Origin of the sequence: Perlabentimonas gracilis (genome assembly GCF_011174675.1) — a bacterium.
In the GTDB taxonomy this organism is placed as follows: Bacteria; Bacteroidota; Bacteroidia; order Bacteroidales; family Tenuifilaceae; genus Perlabentimonas; species Perlabentimonas gracilis.
In genome coordinates this window covers 19,757-40,627 of the sequence record NZ_JAANIG010000034.1, presented here as the reverse complement: position 1 = coordinate 40,627, position 20,871 = coordinate 19,757, and the positions used below count along the sequence as shown (strand labels likewise).

Genomic DNA, 20,871 nt, shown 5'->3' with positions numbered 1-20,871 from the left:
TTCGCTAAGGTTTGTAAAGCAAATCAACCTGTGCTTTGTGGGCAATGCATTTGGCCTTCTCTTTGCCCGAAAAATACCTCCAAAGCGCTACTATGGTTGCAAGTGATATTATGGTGCAGATTATTGAGCCCTCAAATCCAAACTCTCCACCGTGCAAAATCGGGCTTCCTGAGTTGCTTATTCTTATAATTGAGTAGGATGTATTTCCACTTACGTTAAACCCAAGGACTGCTTGGGCGAGGTTCCAGGTAAGGTGCATACCAATGGGAAACCATAAATTCTTGGTGTAGATGTAAGGTAAGCCCAAAGTAATTCCTGCTAGGAAAAGATTGGTGAAACCAATCCACCCTAAATGGGAATTTGCAAGATGCAATGCAGCAAAAAGGAGTGACGATATGAATAGCGCCAGATACCGATTGAACGAGATCATTAGGTTTCGAAGGATGTACCCACGGCATAGTATCTCCTCCGATAGCGAAACAAAGGTGAAAATGGCGATTGAAAGAATAAGATCCGACGCAGAAAAATCAAAAGATGTAACCTTTACCTGCCCAAGCATCAGCAGTATCAGGAAACCTAGCCCAATGCATATAACCCCAAGCAGTAAGCCACCCGTTAGGTAGTGTTTAAAACCTTTAAGCTGCAACCCAATGCCAATTAACTTACGCCTATCAATAGTTTTAACAAACAACCAAACTACCGATACCGTTCCAAGCAGAGAAAATAAAAGGATTAAAACTTTATGTGCCAGATTTTCTGATATGCTAAATTTGCCAATTTCGCTAGTATCTATGCCCAAAATTACATGAGCAATTAGTTGAAATAACCCAACCACAATAATGTAAGGGAGGGCAATGATAAGAACCCTAACCCAGCCAGTATTTCCTTTGTATACTTTCATGCTATTTTCTCCCAAAGTCAGCGGGAATTTCGCCCCAGATTTGGGTCTCCCACTTTAGCAATTTGTTCTGCCATGTATTTTCACGGAGCCACTTCTCGGCTCGGGCAATTAGTTCGAAGAGTATTTCGTTTCGTCCGGTTTTTTTCAGCGTGGTATTCGCTTTCTTCCTCCTAACCCAGCTAATGGCGGTCATGGAATCGGTGTAGATGGGCAAGTCGCTTCCCTTTTGCTTAAGGTACGCCAGCCCATGCACTATGGCTAAAAACTCACCCACATTGTTGGTTCCATCAAAGTAGGGGCCTTGCCTAAATATTTTGCGCGCCGTTTTGGCATCAACTCCTTGGTACTCCATATCGCCTGTGGCGGTGTTCCAAGCAGCATCAACTGCAAGAGCTGGGAAGATTGGTTTGGGTTGATTTTCCTGCAGCCCTTCAAGCTGCATCGCCACGTTGGTTTGCTTAGTGGTGTAATCGTGGTAGTTGCCCTGTAAGGCAGCCTCGGCGGCTTGCCTTGTGGGGAACGATTTGTACTTGGCGTTTTGATACCCTTTTATATTCTTTTGGCACTCGTCCCAGCTCTCGTAAATCCCCGGTTTTACCCCCTCCCAAACAACGTAGTACTTCTTTTTGGCCATTTTGCTGATATTTTTTTATGGTTTTGCGGCGCGCATCCTTATAACTATGGCTTTCCCCCTGTGCAGCAATCCTTCGTTTAGTTCAATCTCTTCCTTTCTCAACTCCTCAATGGTTAGGTTTTTATACAGATCTTTTAGCTCACTAATATCTGCAAACATGGCTGGGTTTTTTGGACCACCCGATGTAAGGGGAATCTGCTCGGGATGAAACATCTCTAGAATCAAAACGCCTTTGGGTTTTAGCATACTGGTTAGCTTGTTGGCCACCTGCTGCTGAATATCCTTCTGCAGATGAACGTACACTAGCCCAATGGCATCGAACTGATGATTTGAGGCAAAGTGAAGTATATCGGTAACGTGGTATTGAACCCAAACATTGTTCTGGGCAAACAGCTTGTTGGCCTTTGCTTGGGCAACATCACTTGCATCAAAAGCAGTGACCTCCCAGCCCTGTTTTGCAGCCCAAAGGGCATTTCGACCCTCACCCTCGCCCGGAAGTAGCAGAGCTCCGAGTTCCAACTTTGCTAATTCCTGCTTAAGGTATTTGTTTGGCTGATAACCATACACAAGGTGCTGGTCGGCGTACCTTTCGTTCCATTCGTTCTGTCCGCTCATCTAGTCAATGCGAGTAAAGTCGGGGTAAAGTAGATATTTTTCCCTGATCTTCATAAAGATTTCGAGATCATCCTGCCATGCTTGCCTAATGGTTAGCTCATCCTTTCCCTGCTCGATGTGCTGCTGCATGGTGCTGTTCCCTGCCAGGAGTCTGAAGTACGAGTTGAAGAACTTTTCGTTTTTAGGAAACGACTCGTAGGCATACAGTAGCCACGAGAGGTTTAGCTGGCGCAGCCCAAGGAAGTAAACGGTAGTGTAATCCCTAAGGTCAACTCCATGGCATAGTTTACCTTTTAGCGGAGGGTTTGTGCTTGCGCCTGGCCTACTTTCGGGGGTGAACTCAAAGGGCATCTGGGAGAATGCTGGGTGACCAAAAACCTGGAAAGGAAAATCTGTGCCACGCCCAATGCTCACCTCGGTTCCTTCGAAGAATCCGAGCGAGGGGTACAGGTATATGGAGGTTTGGTTTGGTAGGTTTGGCGAAGGCCCAACGGGAAGTACGTAGGTTGAGTCGTGGGTGTAGTTAAGGTTAGGGATTACAGTAAGCTGACACTTCATTGAGTCGGGAAGCCAACTCTCGCCATTTATCATTTGGGCAAACTCGCCAATGGTCATACCGTGCACAATGGGTACGGGGTGTATCCCCACAAACGAGGTGAAGCCAGGTTCAAGTATTGGGCCATCAACATAAAACCCGTTGGGGTTGGGTCGATCCAAAATAATAAGCGGAAGGTTCATCTCGGCACAGGTTTCCATAACGTAGTGCATGGTGGAGATGTAGGTGTAAAACCTAACGCCCACATCCTGTATGTCGAATACAATTACGTCGAGCCCGCTAAAATCGTCGTGCGAAGGTTTTTTTGAGTTGCCATAAAGTGATATGACGGGCAACCCTGTTCGTTTATCGGTGTGGTTCTTTATTAGTTCACCCGCATCACCGTCGCCCCTGAAGCCATGCTCGGGGCTAAATATTTTCTCAATTCTAACCCCGTGTGTAAGCAACGTATCAACCAAATGAGTTTGCCCCACCATGGTGGAGTGATTGGCGACAATGCCTACCCTTTTATCGGCTAGCAGAGGAAGATAGGTGTCTAACCGTTCTGGGCCTAAAACTATGGTTTGGCTATCCTTATGGTTTGATTGCGACCCCGACAGGCAGGACTGTAAAGTGATCAGGGTAAGGAGTATTGCTAATATTTTCAAGGCCTAAAAGGTATTTGTGTACACGAAATTAGTAAAAAACTATGGTTCTGCATTGTTACTGCCAAAAAAATGCCCTCAGGATGTTCTCTGAGGGCACAAACTGGAGCACTATATCTGGTTTAGCATATATTCTCGCTTAGGGGCAATCCAAATTCTTCAATCATCTTAATATCTAGGTCTTCAAGGGTATCGAGAATTGGGTTGTAAATCTCAGGTATTACGGGTATATGTACCCCTTTTGCCTGTATCTTATTCTCAAGAATCATCTCCACCGCGCAGGCTGCTGGTAGTGCAACGGTTCGGGCTATGGATGTATCGGTTTTGGGTGTGCCAAAATCGAGCATCCGCGAGCGGATAACCTCCTTCTCGCCATTGGGATAGCTGGCTACAAAGGTGTGCTGCATTACAACCATATCGCGCTCGTTGTCCTTAATCATCATCTTGTCAATCATGATGTCCGAAACCACCTCGAATGGTGAGTCCTGATCACGTCCAATGGTTTTGCTGCTGAAAAGCCCTAGCCACTCCAGAGCAACCATTGGGTTTGAGTTGGTGTCGATACCAAGGAAATTGGCAACTTTTTCCTGAATGCTTTCAGCATTATCGGCACCAATAAGGTTTGCAAGCATCTGAGCGTAGGATAGCTTCTGCATATCCATCTTCTCGCAACCCAGTAGCCCTATCTTTTTAAAAGCATCAATCACCTCGCACCATTTGGAATACCTAAATGTGCCACGCATCATGGTTTGTGCCTCGGGAATTCCGTATAGCTCTAGGTAGGGTAGGGAGTCGCGATTAGGGTAAACCTCCATATCGCCCACATCGCAACAATGCATCTTAATAGGTTTTTTGAAAAGATCCTCGGTGGGAACATCCACAACCTTTCCCTTCATGAGGTACTTGCCGTTGTTGTTGCCAGCCATAACCACCCCCTTGGGAGCCCAGGTGAACTTGTAGTTAAATGGATTTTTCTCCACCTCGGGTGCAACCAGCGCACCGCAGAACGAGTAGAACTCGTCAACCTTACCGCCTTTCCCATGGATATGGTCGATGATACGCATGGCCGACATGTGGTCGATACCGGGGTCGAGCCCAATTTCGTTAAGAAGTAGTATGCCAGCCTCTTTCGCCTTCTCATCCAGATCCTGCATCTGTTGCTTAACGTATGATGTGGTAACCATATTCTTTTTGTGAGCCAAGCAGTATTTTGCTACCGTTGGGTGGAACACCCATGGGAGTAGGCTTACCGTTATGTCGTGTTCCAGCACAATACGGTTTAGCAACTCTTCGTTCTTAACATCAAAATGAATGGCTGTCGCGTTTGGGTGGTTAGCAGTAATGGTTTGCGCCTTCGATTGGTCTAAATCGCCAAGGGTAACTTGGTATCCCTTGTTAAGTAGATAAACAACTATGGGTTTCGATACCATTCCGGCACCCAGTATGAGAATCTTTTTCATTAAAAAGGAGGTTTAAATGTTTGGTTACTTCGTTCTGCTAGCTGCTGATTTGCAGCGATTTTTTACAATCACCTCAAAGTAATGGTTTTTAGTGCGAATTAGCAAGAGGAAAAAGTTTCCGAAGTAATCTATATTATTCGGAACTTGTTGAGTTAAATTAAAATACAAATATATGCTGGTTCATTATGTGTCGAATAACATTTTTATTGCTTGCTGGAAGGTAAATAGTCTGGAGCATCATTTGTAAAAGATATTATTTGTAACTTGATAAATATTGATAAAACCTTATGGTATGATAATAGAATTCATTGAGCTTCGGGTTTACCTGTTGATTCTTATAGTTTCATCAGTGATTACAGGGATATTGGCCCTGTATGTATGGTTAAAGCGCACTTCAATAAATACCCCGTCACTCTTTGGCCTGCTTATGGCAATTTCGCTCTGGAGTTTTGGAGCCACTCTAGAAATTCTTGCTAACACCATAGAAGTTAAGAGTTTTTTTAACTTTATTGTTTATACGGGGATTGTTAGCATCCCAGTGTTCTTGTTTGTTTTCACCATAGAATTTACCCAAAACTTTAAACGTTATAAAAAGTATATCAACCGAACCCTTTGGATTATTCCGCTTACGTCTTTACTTTTTTTAGCCACCAATAGGTTTCATGGTTTATTTTACGAGGTAAGTGGATTGAGTCCCAGGCTATGGGGTGATCTGTATTTTGTTGAGTATGGTGTGTGGTGGTGGGTACATACAGCATACTCTTACACACTTATCTTGTCGTCAATTTTCCTGCTTGTCAGAATGGTATTCCTCTGTTCACCAATACAAAGGGGAGTAATAAAAATGCTGTTGTTAAGCGCCTTAATACCGCTTGTTACCAACATGGTCTACATATTTGGAGTAAGGCCCATGGGGTTTGTCGATATTACTCCTGTTGGATTTATGTTTACTGGTGTGATCTTTTTTTGGGCCATCTACAAAAAGAATTTCTTTAGGGTTAAGCCTATTGCGCTTAATACCCTATTCGATAGCTTACCAGAGGGTATAATAGTTGTTAATCTCAAAGAAGAGATTGTTGATATTAATGTTTCGGCGGCTTTATTGTTAAGACTTACCGGGAGCAACCCCTTGGGTCAGAGGGTAAAAGATGTTATACCATATTTCTTTGATTTTTCTAATTCCAAAGCCTTCAATAAGATTCATTTTATTAACTATGGCAACTTTTACCTTGAAATTGAACACTCAGTTATAGCGGGCGAGAAAGGTGGTGTCTTAGGGTATATGGTTAGAATTAAGGATGTTACCCAAAGGACGATGGAGGGTAAGAAGCTTAAAGCGGCTACCCAGCGGCTCGAGTTAGCGTCGCATGCTGCAGGGCTTGATGCATGGGAGAATGATTTGATAACTGGAACTCGAGTTGGAGGTGTTAAGGTTTACCTTGAGCTTGGTTATACCAAAGAAGAGATTCCAGATTCAATGTATGGGATATACCAGCTAATTCACCCCGATGACCTTTCTGATGTAATAAAAACCCTTGAAGAGCACTTTGAGGGTGAATCTACGGTTTATTCAAAGGACTTTAGGATTAGGGATAAAAAAGGAGAATATCAATGGGTTGCAAACTATGCCAGGGTGGTGGAGCGAGATAGTGCAGGAAAACCACTTAGGTTGGTTGGTATTACTCAAAACATAAACCAGAGAAAACTAGTTGAGGATAGGATAAGGCGTCAGAACGAAGACCTTATTAGGGTTAATGCCGAAAAAGATAAGTTCTTTTCTATCATTGCGCATGACCTCAAGGGGCCTTTTCAAGGTTTTATTGGCCTAACTGAGCTAATGTCGGGAAGTATCGATGAAATGGATAAGGATGAGCTGCAAAGTATAATCCGAACGCTTAACATAACTGCTAAAAACCTGTACGAACTGCTCGATAATCTACTGAACTGGGCAGTGGTTAAGCGTGGTCACAAAAAATTTGATCCCCAAAAGTTACATCTTGCCTTACTGTTTGACGACGTGAGGGAGATTGTTGACCATATGGCTGACCAAAAAGGGATACTGCTTACCAGCTCCATTCCAACAGGGTTGAACGTTTTGGCCGACAAGGAGTCGCTCCGAACAATATTCCGAAACCTAGTGTCAAACGCCATAAAGTTTACCCCAAGTGGCGGAAGCGTAACTCTCAAAGCATATGCAAACGACAAAGGCTATGTTGTGGTATCGGTGGCCGACACAGGGATAGGAATGCCCGATCAAATCAAAAAAAATCTTTTTAGCATTAGCACAAAAGTTTCTCGGCCCGGTACCAATAACGAGCCCAGCACTGGTCTGGGGCTTATTCTTTGCAAAGAGTTGGTTGAAAAGCATGGTGGAACCATTTGGGTTGAGAGCCACGAAGGGCAAGGCAGCACAATCTACTTTACTGTACCCGCGGCAAATTAACACCTAGGCTGCTATGTAATGTTGCTACGCATGTAATCGATTGTGTTGGGAAAGCGCCAAAATAGGCAGAAATTAATTGAGGTTTTATCGATTTTTGTCTACATTTAAAGCTTTATAAGCTTTACTTTTTAAAAGCATAATATATATGCATAGCTCATCCTCAACCTACAGCACTTTACTTGCTATGCTCCCGGTTACTGCAATGATCTGGGATGCTTCAAAACAAGAGGTATTATGTAGCAACCAGAATATTGTACTAGAGCTAGGTTACTTACCCACAGACGTGCCAGAAAATAAATGGTTCGAGCTAATTGATCCAACCGACGCATTTGATGTAGCTGAATATTTCAAAAATTCATCTGCCCCATTACATAAAGAGGTGCGGTTTAAACTACCAAGCGGCGAGTTGATTTGGTACTCGGTATCTACGAAAATTCTACCTGACACTCACGATAATTCCAATGTAATCATAACCTTCACTCCGGTGAAGCATACCAGCAAGCTCCAGCGTAGCTTGTACGAGAGTCACAAGCGTTTTAAGGGTCTGGCCGAGGCCTCGTTTGGCGGCATAGCTATGCACGACAAAGGTATTATTATTGAAGCCAACCAGGCGCTAGCCAGTATGACAGGATATTCAGTCAAGGAGTTGATTGGAATGGACGGGCTGCAGCTAATTGCACCACCTGAGAGGGAGCGTGTAATGCAACATATTACTTCCGGCTATGAAAAACCATACCGATCGATTGGAAAAGCCAAGAGCGGGCAGGAGTATCCACTTGAGATTAGAGGTAAGCAAATTCCATACAAGGGTAAAGTAGTTCGGGTAACCGAGTTCCGAAACATTGAGGAGCAGGTTAGGTTTGAGCAAGCCATTGCTGATAGCGAAAAGCGATACAGAGATATTATTGAGTTTGCCGTTGATGGTTTTGTTATTGGCAATATGCAGGGTATTGTAATTTCAACAAACCAGCGCTTCCTCGAAATTGCGGGACGTACCCGGGATGAGGTTATTGGGTCACACATTGCAGATTTTTTTGACCCAAAGGTTGTTAAGGAAAAACCATTTAGGTTCGATCTGCTGAATAAGGGGCAAACGGTTGTGAGCGAACGTGAGATTTTTCAACCCGACGGTACTACCCTGGTTGTTGAAATGCACTCCAAGCGCCTGCCTAACGATACCTATCAGGCCATAATTCGTGATGTAACTGAGCGGAATAGGGTGAGGCAAGAGGTTGAAAAGAACGAGGCCAAATTCCGTGCCCTGTTCAATTATGCAAACGACGCCATCTTTTTAATGGACACACAGGGTTTTGTTGACTGTAACCAAAAGACCGAGAAGCTGTTCGGGTGCCTAAAGAGCGAGATTATTGGAAAAACTCCTGCCGATTTTTCTCCGGTATCACAACCTAATGGCGAGCCATCATCCAAGCTATCAGTGGAGTATATGCGTCGAGCGTTTAGTGGCGAGTCGCTTTACTTCGAGTGGGTTCATGAGGATGTTAGGGGCATAGCTGTCTACACAGAAATCAGCCTAAATCTATTAACATTTGGAGGTTATTCGTATCTACAAGCAATAGTTCGAGATATTACCTCCCGCAAAGTGGCCGAAAGGGCGCTGGATCAGGAGCGACTACTTATCCAAAATATGATGGAGAATGTGGTTGATCAAATCTACTTTAAAGATTTAGATTCCCGGTTCATCCGTGCTAGCCGAAATGTTGCAGAACGCTTTGGGTTAAGCCAGGCTCAGGATATAGTAGGAAAATCAGACTTCGATTTCTTTTCCCCTGAGCATGCCCAGATGGCCTACGATATTGAACAAAAAATTATTGAAACAGCTAAGCCCATCGTGGGGATTGAGGAGCGAGAAACATGGCCTGATGGACGAATAACCTGGGCGTCCACAACAAAGGTTCCATTGTTTGATGGTAAAGGCAACATAATTGGCACATTTGGTATCTCCCGAGATATTACCGAAAGTAAGCAGTGGCAGGAGATGCATAGGCAAAGCGAAGAGCGTTTTCGCTATGTAGTTGAGGCAACGAACGATGGCCTTTGGGATTGGAATCTCATAGAAGGTTCAGTTTTCTTTAGCGATCGATACTACTCTATGCTGGGGTATGAACCCGGCGAATTTGAGGCTAGCTTCAAGAGTTGGGAAAACCTATTGCACCCCAACGATTTTGAAAGAAGCAAGGAAGTGCTTTCGAGATTCCTTAAGGAGCAGCTGCCAGAGTTTAACCTCGAGTTTAGGCTTAGGGCAAAGGATAACACTTGGCGATGGATACATGCCCGTGGTAAAATTGTAGAGTGGGATAGCGCCGGTAATCCGCAGCGGATTGTTGGAACCCATATGGATATATCCGACCGGAAGTTTATGGAGAGCGAGTTACGTGAATCAAGAAACCTGCTACAATCCGTACTCGACACAATACCCGTGCGCGTTTTCTGGAAGGATAAGTACCTTCGATTCCTTGGCTGCAATAAACCATTTGCTTCGGATGCTGGGTTTGATAACCCTAATAGTTTAGTTGGGCTTACCGATTACGATATGGGCTGGCGAAACGAGGCAGCTCTTTACCAAGCCGATGATAGAGCCATTATGGCCTCGGGTAGGCCAAAGCTGAACTACGAAGAACCGCAAACCACCCCTATGGGTGATGTAATTTGGCTTAAAACAAGCAAAATACCATTACGCAACGATCAGGGCGAGGTTGTGGGAATTCTTGGAACGTACGACGATATTACCGAAAGCAAAAAGTCAAGAGAGCAGGTTGAGCTGGAAAGGACTTACTTTGAACAGCTATTCGAGAGCTCGCCCGAGGGTATAGTAGTGCTTGATGTGAACGACTGTATCATCAGGACTAACTCAGAGTTCTCTAGGCTATTCGGCTATACCGACGAAGAAATGGAGGGCAAACCCATAAACAGCCTAATTGTTCCCGATGATTTTAAAGATGAAGGGCAGGAGCTTACCAATACGGTTGCCCGGGGCGATACAATTATGAAGGAAACCGTTAGAAAGAGAAAGGATGGATCGCTGGTGCATGTTTCAATCCTTGGGCATCCCATATATTTCCACGGGGGTAAAATTGCGGTTTATGGCATCTATCGCGACATCACCGATCGTAAGCTGGTGGAGGAGGAATTAGTTCAGAAAACCCATGAAATTGAGGCGCAGAACGAGGAGTATAGGGTTATTAACGAGGAGCTGTACGAAGCCAAGCAGAAGGCCGAGGAGAGCGATAGGCTTAAAAGCGCATTCCTGGCCAATATGAGCCATGAAATTAGAACGCCCATGAATGGCATTTTGGGCTTTACCCAGCTTCTTACCACTCAGGAGCTGTCGGATTTGGAGGTGAAGGAGTATGTTGATATTGTCCAGGGTTGCGGCAACCAGCTGCTAAGTATAATTAACGACTTGATTGACATATCGAAAATTGAGGCAAACCAAATAGTACTCTCCGAAACGGAGGTTAATTTAAACCAACTTATGTATGAGCAGTTTCTGCTCTTTAAGCCTAAAGCTCACGAGAAGAACTTGGAGTTCTCCTTCGCCAAAGGGCTCCCCGATGATGAGTCGGTAATCATTGCGGACTCAGCTCGAGTAAAACAGATTATTGGAAATTTGCTCAATAATGCCTTTAAGTTTACGCAGGAAGGCGAGGTGAAATTTGGATACTTCCGCAAGGATAACCAACTACAATTCTCCGTTGAGGATTCGGGAGTAGGAATTTCGCATGAGAATTTCGAGTCTATCTTTGAGCGCTTTAGCCAGGTCGAAACTCGGTTGTCAGAGCAGACTGGTGGCACCGGTTTAGGGCTTGCAATATCCAAGGCTTACATAAAAAAGATGGGTGGCGAAATTTGGGTTGAATCGACCCTGGGTAGGGGCTCAGCATTCCGCTTTACCTTACCCTACAATCCCAAGGAGCTGGATGGTGGTAAGGTTGAGGTAGTATCGCAACATAATGAGCGGCAAATGCCTGCCGGCGTTAATCTGCTGGTGGCAGAAGATGATGAGGTCAATTTTATGTATATACGCGAGATCTTTGCAGGGCATAAGTTCAATATCCTATGGGCAAAAAATGGAATGCAGGCCATTGAAATGGTGAGAAGTAACCCAGAGCTAGACATTGTGCTGATGGATATCAAAATGCCCGGTATGGACGGCTACCAAGCTACGGCTGAGATTAAGAAACTTCGTAAGAATTTAACGGTGATTGCCCAAACCGCATACGCCTTTGCCTCCGACAGGGACAAGGCCATTCAGGCCGGATGCGACGATTACATCTCTAAACCCATCGACAGGATGCAGCTGCTGACCCTAATTAGTAATTACCTGAAAAAGTAAGCAGACCACGATAATGTAGAGTATTCAACCTGCCTGCCAAGCAGGCCACGAAGTGACTGGATACGATTGGTTCCTATTCACCAGGGAACGACCGTGTCTCATCCCCTCTTCAGCATTCGATATTCGACATTCATTGTTCAGTGTTCGACATTCGATGTTAGGTATTCGATATTCAAATAACCTTACGCAAACCAACCAATTGTCAGTCAGGGTTGCTAACCTGCCAAAAAGATAGCAGGCAGGCCTGCACAAAGATAGCAGGCAGACCTGCCAAAAAACTGGTAGGCAGGGTCGCAAAAAGTAGCTAGCGATCAACCAATTCCCACTCATCACCCCAATTTTGAGCATTTGCCGCAAGGCAAAGCGCAAAAACGCTCAGTGTCCTTTGTGTATTCTCAAGTATTATCAGCAAACCAACCACTTACCAAGAGCCACTCGCAGCAGCAAGCAATATCCGTAAGCAAGGTATAAAATCCTCTGTGCTAAAAGTTTAAACGCAAACCTACCAAATGAGGCAGGCAGGGCCGCAAGCACGCAAAGGGTAGTTGCCTATTAATCAGCGCCCACTCCTCACCCAAAACTTCATCATTCAAAATTCTACATTCTACATTCGATATTCGATGTTCAACATTCTACATTCAATGTAAAATGTTGTAACCATTATCGAAATTTTAGCCCACAACTAGCAAGAAGCAACCGACTACCGACCACCGCCTACTGATTACTGATTACTGATTACCGACCACCGATCACCGATCACCGATCACCGACCACCGATTACCGACCACCGATTACCGATTACCGATCTCCTCCCTCTACTTCTTCCTAAAGAATATCTGCATGGGTACTCCCGAAAAGTTGTATCGCTCCCTGATCTTATTCTCAATGTAACGCTTGTATGGTTCTTTAACGTACTGAGGTAAGTTGCAGAAGAATGCGAACGAAGGAGCATGCGTTGGCAGCTGGGTGGCGTACTTAATCTTGATGAATTTTCCTTTCCATGCGGGTGGGGGATAAGCGTCAACCACCTCCTGTGTAAACTCATTAAGCTCCGATGTGGATATGCGCTGCGTTCGGTTCTGGTAAACCATCATGGCCTCCTCAAGCACTTTTAGTATGCGTTGCTTTGTTATGGCCGAGGTGAATACAATTGGCACATCCTGGAAAGGTGCTATTCGCTCCTTTATGGCCTTGGTGTACTCAGCGGTGGTTTTATTATCCTTTTCAACCAAATCCCACTTGTTTACCACTAGCACAACGCCTTTGCGGTTACGAACAATAAGGTTGAAGATGTTTAAGTCCTGCGCCTCAATGCCCTGTGTGGCATCTACCATAAGGATGCATACATCAGAATTCTCGATGGTTCGCACCGAGCGAAGTACCGAGTAGAATTCCAAATCTTCGGTTACCTTGCCTTTTTTGCGCAGCCCGGCCGTATCAATCATAATAAAGTCATGGCCGTACTTATTGTAACGGCTATGTACCGAGTCGCGGGTTGTTCCGGCAATGGGGGTAACAATGTTTCGCTCCTCGCCCACCAGGGCATTTATTATTGATGATTTGCCCACGTTGGGTCTGCCAACAATTGATATTTTGGGGATGTCCAACTCCTCTTCATCCTGCTCATCCTCCTTGCTAAACGATTTTACCACCTCGTCGAGCAGGTCGCCTGTTCCGCTGCCATTAATTGATGATACGGTGAATGGATCGCCAAGACCCAGGTTGTAGAACTCGTAAGAGTCGAACTGACGCAGGTGGTTGTCAACCTTATTTACAACGAGTAATACCTTTTTTTCGGTACGGCGGAGTAGGTTGGCTACCTCTGTATCCATATCGGTAATTCCGGTTGCCACGTCCACTAAGAATAGGATAACGTCAGCTTCCTCAATGGCCAGCTTCACCTGCTTGCGGATTTCTCCCTCGAAAATATCGTCGGAGTTTGTAATCCACCCCCCGGTATCAATCACCGAGAAATCAATTCCATTCCAATCGGATTTGCCATAAATACGATCGCGAGTTACCCCTGCTGTTTCGTCAACAATTGCTTTGCGTTGTCCTACGAGCCGGTTAAAAAGTGTCGATTTGCCCACGTTGGGCCTTCCTACTATTGCTACAATATTTGCCATTACTACTATTCTTAATATTTTCCGTACCGTTTACCAACAACGGTAATGTTTGCTTATTTCTTCCTTTAAACACATCGACTACTTACTGCACTTCCCTTATCAAACCCTACGTTCAATCAATCACTTAATCACTCAACCCGCCTGGTGGCAAAGGCAGGGATCAGCTAATAGTTCAATCCAATATTTCACTAATCAAACTTAACCTATAAGTACCCAAACCGTTTGAGCTTGGCATCGTCGTCGCGCCAGTTGGGGTCAACCTTAACGTAGAGTTCAAGAAACACCTTCTTGTCAAGAAACTTTTCCAACTCCAAGCGGGCCTCTGTGCCAACTTTCTTCAGCATTTTACCCTGATGACCAATGATGATGCCCTTCTGCGAATCGCGGGCAACGAATATTAGCGCCCTTATTCTATCGATGCTTGGTTCCTCCTTGTATTCCTCAACCACAACCTCAACCGAGTAGGGTATCTCCTTTTGGTAGGTTGTGAGCACCTTCTCGCGAATAATCTCGGAGGCAAAAAACCTAAGTGTCTTGTCGGTAAGGGTGTCCTTTGGAAAAAACTCAGGTCCCTCGGGGAGGCTGCTTAGTATATTGCTTAGTATTGCATCGAGGCTAAATTTATGTAGCGCCGAAGCGGGAATAATTGAGGCCGTGGGCAGCATGCTGTGCCATAGCTCCACTAGACTTTCCAACTTGGCTTGGTCGCTCAGGTCTACCTTGTTTATTACAAGTATAATGGGCTTGTTCTGCTTGCTAAGGGTGTCTAAAAACTCCTGATTCTTATTTGGAGTCTCTTGGGTATCGGTAATGTACAGTATCACGTCGGCATCCTCAAGGGCTGTCATTACAAAGCGCATCATCGACTCCTGCAGCTTGTATGCGGGTTTAAGCACACCGGGAGTATCGGAGTATACTATCTGAAAATCATCGCCGTTCACAATACCCATGATGCGATGGCGTGTGGTTTGCGCCTTGCTGGTGATAATTGAGAGCCGTTCGCCCACTAGGGCATTCATAAGGGTCGATTTGCCCACGTTGGGGTTACCTATGATATTTACAAAACCTGATTTGTGTGTCATCTTGCTGAATTACAATTTTTTTGGGCTGCAAAGATAGTAAGAAATAGAACGATTTTCTCACAAATCGGTTTAATAATTTGCTGTTGTCCTGTTTTGCTAACGGCAAGTAAGGCTCTTGCACAAGTTGATACGGTTACTGCTTGGGCGATAAGGGTAGCTGCACAAAGAACTTAGTGCCAAGTCCTGGGGTACTCTCGAACCAGATACGTCCACCTATCACTTCAACAATACCTTTGCTAATGGCTAGTCCAAGTCCCATACCCCCCGATTTGGTTGTGAAGTTGGGTGTGAACAGCTTTTCGGCCACATCATCGGGAATGCCGGTGCCGTTGTCCTCAATAACAACTCTAACGTTGGGCTTCGAGATTACAATCGATACCCTTAGGTGCCCTTCCTCCTTACGCCCAATGGCCTGTACGGCATTCTTTATAAGATTTACAAATACTCGGCTAAGCTGCTCTTTATCGGCGTAAATGGGAAGTTCTTCATGGGGTATGTTCTTCTCAACGTATATGTTGGGGTAGGCCGAGAAGAGGTTCACCGCATCATCTACTATCCCATTAAGCGTAATGTGCTTGAACTGCCCCACGGGCATTTTGGCAAAGTTCGAGAACTCGGTGGCAATGTTGCTTAGCGTGTTGATTTGGTCGATTAGCGAATCGGCAAACTTTTCGAATAGCGTATCCCAATCGGGGTGGTTACTTCTCTTAGCCTTAACCAAATACTGCAGATTTAGCTTTATGGGGGTAAGCGGATTCTTTATTTCATGTGCAATCTGCTTGGCCATCTCGCGCCAAGCGCTTTGCCGCTGGCTTTGCGCTAGCTTAGAGGCGCTTTCGGCCAACTCACCTACCATTCGGTTGTACTCGGCTACGAGCTGTCCCAGTTCGTCGTTGCCCACATAGCTAATGGTCTCGTTATGCTTATCCAGGTCAACCGTGCTGAGCTTCTCTCGGATTAGCACCAAGGGTTTCGATATCTGGCTGCTAATTACAATCGCCACAAAAATGGCGAAGAGGATTAGAAGTGCATAGATGTTCACCAGGGCCACAATAACCGAGAACACCTCCTCCATGAATTCGCCCTGCCGGGTGAAGTAAGGGAGGTTAAGGTAAGCGACCATTTGGTTACGATTATTGAAAATGGGAGCATAGGCCGATAGGTACTCCATGCTACCAATTTGCTCGGTATGTATAAGCTTGGGGCTATACTTGGTGGACAGCTCGTAGTACGACAGCGGGTGCATATCGGTGCCAATGAGCTGCCGTTCAAAAACCTCGGGGCGTGATGTGGCAATTAGTTCACCGCTGAGGCTGTATAGATTGATATCAGATCGAAGTACGTTTGAGAGTTTTATAAGGTAGTGGGTCAGGTAATCGGCATAATCGGGCAGAATTGCTTCTTGGGGAACCAGGTTGCTTTCAATATCTACCTTGGCCGATAGCAGCTTCTCGTTCAAGCTGTCGTAGTTTTTGCTTTCGAAACCCTTCACGCTATAGGTTATGGTTACCATTCCTACCATAATTAGCGATAGGAAGAGCAGCTGCACCATGGTGTACCTAATCCTATTCTTAAGGCTGGGAACCCTAAAGTTAAAGCCCACAGGGAGCCCTCCCAGCATTAGCCAAAGAATTGAGGTGATGTAAAAAAACAGAAATACCCATGCAAACGATGCGGTTACGTTGAATAGATTCTCCTTGGGTCGGCTTAGAAAGAGCTCTATCTCGCTGTCGTTGGAGTACATGAGGTGGCTGTGGCTCTTATCGTCGATAAATGTGTAAACGCTTGCTGTATCTGCCTCAAACGTGTTGAAGAGGGGGTAGTCGAAATTACCTGTTCGGGCAATAAGTTGTCCATTAAAATATTTGGCTGACGAATAGCTTGAGAAGATTGATCGGCCTGTTACCTTTCCGTCGAGAAGCAGCTCGGGGTAGCCCAGCAGCTCGCGGCTAAGCTTCGAGTCGAGCTCAAGGTAGATGCAAATTTCCGCTCCATCGGGCAGAACGTACTCAACCATTCCCAGGTAGCTTATTCGTCCATTCTGGTTGTTCAGATGGTAGAAGCTGGTACCCGGTATTCGCATGCCATACTCATTAAGCATGCTCTCAAAAAAACTGTAGCAGCCCATTACTTCGCCAGTACTCTCAATGTAGATGTCGGAGGAGCTAAGGCAAACGGTTATTTGGAAGTCGTACTTTTGGAGATAGCTGTTGAGGTAGTTCTCATTAAGGTGCGTGTAAAGTTCACCCTCATGGGTTGAGATGTTATCAAGGTAGTATAGGATGTCCTGATCCGCATACATCTTTCGGGTCATCTGAGGGAAAATGACCTCTGCCACCGGGTCGCGCTCGTTGGCCAAGTTAATGGCCAGTATTTTCCGAACCTCCCTATCCTTTGCCTCCGAATTTCTCGAAACCAGCAACACTGTGTAAAGTGATAGCAGCAATAGTAAGGCAAGGAACAAGCTTACATTTATAGTTTTGGTTGATTTGTAAAAGTGATGAATAAGCACTACGACCATCACTGCCAGAACAATTCCGTATGCCGAAGGGGTTGACGCTAATGCTGCAATGGTTACTAAGCCAATTACTAAACCGGTAGTCCATATGGCAACCCGATGTTTCCTCACGAATGATGAAAGCATTTGGGTTGCGCAATATGCGCTAAGTATGGCGCTAATAAACCATAGCGATACCACAATATATGCAAGGCCTGTATAAATTGACAGGTTAAAAATTCGGTAAGCTTCTAGGGTTATGGTTGAGTTGTGAACGAGTATTGATATAAGGCTATCGGTTATGAAAAGTGCAATAAACGATATTAGTGCAAAAAGGAATCCTGATAGCCCCTTCCAGCTATTTTTCTGAAACTCTATCTCCCGAACCGCTCTGAATGCGTAGGCCATAATACCGAATACTATGGCAGTGTTTATAAGCAGATCGCCCATTGATGGGGTGAGCCATGAGAAGGCAAAAATCTCAGGGCTAAATAGTTTCCAACTTCCCTGAGGAATGATATGCCAATGTAAAATAGCTAATCTTAACCCAGCAAGAGTAATTGCCATCAGCGGTATGCTCAGAATCTTTCTGTCCCTCAAAAATGGTAGCCAAAATACGCTGTAAAGGGCAATGGTAAGCATTATGAAACCTATTAGGTAAAGGAGCGCTTCAAAATTCTCCTTCTCTGTTTCAAAATCTCTGGGGATGTAGCTTAGGTAAAAAACTGGGGCACTGCCAAAGAGTGCTACGGGGAACGAACCATCGAGAGGTGTGGAGGACAGGTAGTAGCCACTCAGAAAGTTAAGGGAGCTGTGGAACTCATTTTGCAAAAATTTATTTTGGTAGGGATAGTTGTATCGCAGCTTCACAAGGAGTAACCCCTTTATATCATCGCGAGCAATCCAGTACGATATACACCAAGTGTTTTGTACTTTAACCAACCTGTTCGACAGCTCCTCAACATGGCCAATCTCCATGTTCTCGGACCAGAACTCGAGTATATCATCCTTAAACAGGAATATGGCTAGGCCCTCGCTCTGTAGGGTTTTCCATTTTGAGTCCGACAGCAACCCAAAGGCACTTAAAAATCCATTGTCGAATGCTTCGTTTATTAAATCCTTGGTAATTTGCATCCCCACGTTGGTGCGCTCCATTACAACATCCTTGGTGCGGGAAATTTGAGGAGGGCTGGCAAGTCGCTGGGTAAGAATCTGTGAGGTGTAGGGAATTGTAATAAAAGATGCTAGGGATAGCAAGATGGCTACAACAATAACAATCCTTATACTCCAGTTGCTCACAACGATTCTTTTATTGAGTTATTTTTGTTTTTCACGGACAATGGCTGGTAGCAGCAAAAATCGCACCGAATTTACTTCGAAAGCTACTCGTGGTGATAGGGTTCGCCCCTTATAATGGTCATCGCTCGGTATATCTGCTCAATTAGTATTAACCTAATCATTTGGTGCGAGAAGGTTAATTGCGACATCGATAGCTGTTCGTTTGCCCTTTGTTTTATGGCATTGGAAACACCGTAGGCTCCTCCAATTACAAAAACAACCTCCTTGGTGCCGCTAATCATTTTACCCTCGACAAACTGCGATAGCTCCACCGAGGTGCACTCCTTGCCTTTTTCGTCGAGAAGTACAACGTAAGAATCGGAACTCAATGCGTTAAGCAGTAGCTCCTCCTCTTTCTGAATAAGCTGGGGTGCTGTAAGGTTTTTGCTGTTCTTAACATCGGCTATAATTTGTATCTCAACCTTTATGTAGCGCTTTAACCGCTTTAAGTACTCGCTAATCCCCTCGTTTACAAAGTTGATGTTGGTTTTGCCTATGGCCAAAATTGTTATTTTCACCTCGGTGCTTTTATTGAGTTCATTCAAAGGTAAATTAACGATTTTAAAATTTTATCTCCAAAATTGTTTGAGCCATGGTGTTTTTACAAAGCCACTCGAATTGTCCGCTCACGCCTTATATCCACATAAAAATGTAGAGCCTTAATGTAAATAGTTATGTAATCATTACTATGGCTTTTCAAAATAGTTTTGAAAACACACTTACATTCACTATTTTTACAAATAACCGAAACCAATGCTTGAAATTTTTAGTAATACTAAGCATTAGTATTTATAATTATTGCATAAACATTGGTTGAACTAAATGGTAAAGGGCATACATTTTGTTGCTTATAATCTCCTGATTTAGATTTTTTTTGATGCTTAACTGAACCCGAAATAAAGTTGATGAATATGAATAGAAAAGTGAGAACCATTATGATTATAGCATCAATTGCTGTGGTTTTTAGTGGTTTCGTCCCTCAGGGGTCTACCGATAGCTTTCTCGAGTCCATTACAAAAGTTTTTACCAATGGCAACTCAAGTGAGCTGGGTAAACACCTAAACCCAACCGTTGAACTGGAGCTGCTTGATGAGGAAAACATCTACAGCAAGTCGCAAGCCGAGCTACTAATGAAAGACTTCTTTACACGCAATAAGCCCACTTCGTTTAGGATTAATCACCAAGGGAATAAGGGCAATACAAGCTTTGCCATTGGGACTCTAGTTACTCAAACGGGTAGCTTCAGGGTTTCAATATTTATGAAAACCGATAAGAGCAAGCTACTGATACACCAAATTCGTATTGAGCGCAGTTGATGCCAATAACAATTTTATCGTTACATTCGCATCGAATTACCAAAACAAAGTATTTAGATGTCATTGGAAGACAAACTAATTGACCTGGCCATTGCTGAGGACATTGGCGATGGTGACCATTCGTCGTTATCATGCATTCCCAACGATGCCGTTGGCGAAGTGCAGCTCATGCTTAAGGATTCGGGTGTGCTTGCTGGAGTAGAGGTGGCCCAGAAAGTATATCAACGAATTGATAGCCAGATTAACTTTACCCCTTTTCTAACCGATGGAGCTTCTGTTAAGTTTGGCGATATTGGCTTTAGCGCAAAGGGGCGTGTACATTCGTTGTTGCAGGCAGAGCGGATAGTGCTTAATATTATGCAACGAATGAGCGGGATAGCAAGCCAAACAAATGTTTATGTGAAGCTAATAGAAGGAACCCGCGCCAAGGTACTGGACACCCGGAAAACCACACCCGGTATGCGTGTATTCGACAAGCTGGCCGTTCGCATTGGCGGGGGGCACAATCATAGGATGGGGCTTTACGATATGATTATGCTAAAGGATAATCACGTGGATTTTGCAGGAGGGGTTAGGCAGGCTATCGAAAAGGCCAACAGTTACCTAAAGTCTACCGGGCGAAATATCGATATAGAGATTGAGACCCGGAACTTCGATGAAATAATGGAGGTTATTGAGGTGGGTGGGGTTAAACGCATTATGCTCGATAATTTTAGCGTTGAGAATACACGAAAAGCTGTGGCGCTGATCGATGGCCGATTCGAGGTTGAATCATCGGGAGGTATTACCCAAGAAACAATCCGAGGGTATGCCGAGACGGGTGTCGATTTTATATCAGTTGGGGCTCTAACCCATAAGATCAAAAGTCTTGATATGAACCTTAAAAAGGTATAGCGAACCAAAAT

The 20,871-nt window shown here is 44.6% G+C and carries 13 protein-coding genes; 4 read left to right on the top strand and 9 right to left on the bottom strand.

The window, feature by feature from the left end:
• Positions 1-4: 4 nt before the first annotated feature.
• From G8O23_RS13520 to G8O23_RS13500, 5 genes are all read right to left on the bottom strand, one after another.
• On the bottom strand, positions 5-901 hold the full coding sequence (locus G8O23_RS13520; protein ID WP_166365720.1) for a CPBP family intramembrane glutamic endopeptidase: 897 nt from the start codon (positions 899-901) through the stop codon (positions 5-7).
• A gap of 1 nt (position 902) precedes the next feature.
• Positions 903-1,535, bottom strand: coding sequence for a ribonuclease H1 domain-containing protein (locus G8O23_RS13515; protein ID WP_166365719.1), 633 nt, complete (start codon positions 1,533-1,535; stop codon positions 903-905).
• Positions 1,536-1,550: 15 nt separating this feature from the next.
• Complete coding sequence (locus G8O23_RS13510) at positions 1,551-2,150, bottom strand: class I SAM-dependent methyltransferase (protein WP_166365718.1); 600 nt, start codon at positions 2,148-2,150, stop codon at positions 1,551-1,553.
• Positions 2,151-3,353 carry an exo-beta-N-acetylmuramidase NamZ family protein gene (locus G8O23_RS13505; protein ID WP_166365717.1) on the bottom strand — a complete coding sequence of 401 codons (1,203 nt, stop codon included), beginning with the start codon at positions 3,351-3,353 and terminating at the stop codon, positions 2,151-2,153.
• A 119-nt stretch (positions 3,354-3,472) separates the two neighbouring features.
• Positions 3,473-4,810, bottom strand: a complete 1,338-nt coding sequence (locus G8O23_RS13500) for a saccharopine dehydrogenase C-terminal domain-containing protein (RefSeq protein WP_166365716.1) — start codon at positions 4,808-4,810, stop codon at positions 3,473-3,475.
• A 292-nt stretch (positions 4,811-5,102) separates the two neighbouring features.
• On the opposite strand from G8O23_RS13500, the gene G8O23_RS13495 reads away from it, so the two are divergent.
• Positions 5,103-7,253, top strand: a complete 2,151-nt coding sequence (locus G8O23_RS13495) for a sensor histidine kinase (protein ID WP_166365715.1) — start codon at positions 5,103-5,105, stop codon at positions 7,251-7,253.
• A gap of 145 nt (positions 7,254-7,398) precedes the next feature.
• Positions 7,399-11,607 (top strand): PAS domain-containing hybrid sensor histidine kinase/response regulator, encoded by a 4,209-nt coding sequence (locus G8O23_RS13490; protein WP_166365714.1) that lies wholly within the window; start codon positions 7,399-7,401, stop codon positions 11,605-11,607.
• 815 nt (positions 11,608-12,422) lie between these two features.
• On the opposite strand, the gene der is transcribed toward G8O23_RS13490, so the two are convergent.
• From der to rlmH, 4 genes are all read right to left on the bottom strand, one after another.
• On the bottom strand, positions 12,423-13,733 hold the full coding sequence (gene der, locus G8O23_RS13485) for a ribosome biogenesis GTPase Der (protein WP_166365713.1): 1,311 nt from the start codon (positions 13,731-13,733) through the stop codon (positions 12,423-12,425).
• Positions 13,734-13,936: 203 nt separating this feature from the next.
• Positions 13,937-14,815, bottom strand: a complete 879-nt coding sequence (gene era, locus G8O23_RS13480; RefSeq protein WP_166365712.1) for a GTPase Era — start codon at positions 14,813-14,815, stop codon at positions 13,937-13,939.
• A gap of 133 nt (positions 14,816-14,948) precedes the next feature.
• Positions 14,949-18,611 carry an ATP-binding protein gene (locus G8O23_RS17645; protein ID WP_166365711.1) on the bottom strand — a complete coding sequence of 1,221 codons (3,663 nt, stop codon included), beginning with the start codon at positions 18,609-18,611 and terminating at the stop codon, positions 14,949-14,951.
• Positions 18,612-18,694: 83 nt separating this feature from the next.
• On the bottom strand, positions 18,695-19,168 hold the full coding sequence (gene rlmH, locus G8O23_RS13470; protein ID WP_166365709.1) for a 23S rRNA (pseudouridine(1915)-N(3))-methyltransferase RlmH: 474 nt from the start codon (positions 19,166-19,168) through the stop codon (positions 18,695-18,697).
• 393 nt (positions 19,169-19,561) lie between these two features.
• Between rlmH and G8O23_RS13465 the strand changes: the two genes are divergently transcribed.
• Positions 19,562-19,966, top strand: a complete 405-nt coding sequence (locus tag G8O23_RS13465; RefSeq protein WP_166365707.1) for a DUF4783 domain-containing protein — start codon at positions 19,562-19,564, stop codon at positions 19,964-19,966.
• A gap of 57 nt (positions 19,967-20,023) precedes the next feature.
• Positions 20,024-20,860: a carboxylating nicotinate-nucleotide diphosphorylase gene (nadC, locus tag G8O23_RS13460; RefSeq protein ID WP_166365705.1), complete on the top strand. Its 837-nt coding sequence runs from the start codon at positions 20,024-20,026 to the stop codon at positions 20,858-20,860.
• The last annotated feature ends 11 nt before the right edge of the window (positions 20,861-20,871 follow it).

Coding starts and splice junctions, on each gene's coding strand:
- G8O23_RS13520 (WP_166365720.1), bottom strand. CDS start 901: ATGAAAGTATACAAAGGAAATACTGGCTGGGTTAGGGTTCTTATCATT.
- G8O23_RS13515 (WP_166365719.1), bottom strand. CDS start 1,535: ATGGCCAAAAAGAAGTACTACGTTGTTTGGGAGGGGGTAAAACCGGGG.
- G8O23_RS13510 (WP_166365718.1), bottom strand. CDS start 2,150: ATGAGCGGACAGAACGAATGGAACGAAAGGTACGCCGACCAGCACCTT.
- G8O23_RS13500 (WP_166365716.1), bottom strand. CDS start 4,810: ATGAAAAAGATTCTCATACTGGGTGCCGGAATGGTATCGAAACCCATA.
- G8O23_RS13495 (WP_166365715.1), top strand. CDS start 5,103: ATGATAATAGAATTCATTGAGCTTCGGGTTTACCTGTTGATTCTTATA.
- G8O23_RS13490 (WP_166365714.1), top strand. CDS start 7,399: ATGCATAGCTCATCCTCAACCTACAGCACTTTACTTGCTATGCTCCCG.
- der (WP_166365713.1), bottom strand. CDS start 13,733: ATGGCAAATATTGTAGCAATAGTAGGAAGGCCCAACGTGGGCAAATCG.
- era (WP_166365712.1), bottom strand. CDS start 14,815: ATGACACACAAATCAGGTTTTGTAAATATCATAGGTAACCCCAACGTG.
- G8O23_RS13465 (WP_166365707.1), top strand. CDS start 19,562: ATGAATAGAAAAGTGAGAACCATTATGATTATAGCATCAATTGCTGTG.
- nadC (WP_166365705.1), top strand. CDS start 20,024: ATGTCATTGGAAGACAAACTAATTGACCTGGCCATTGCTGAGGACATT.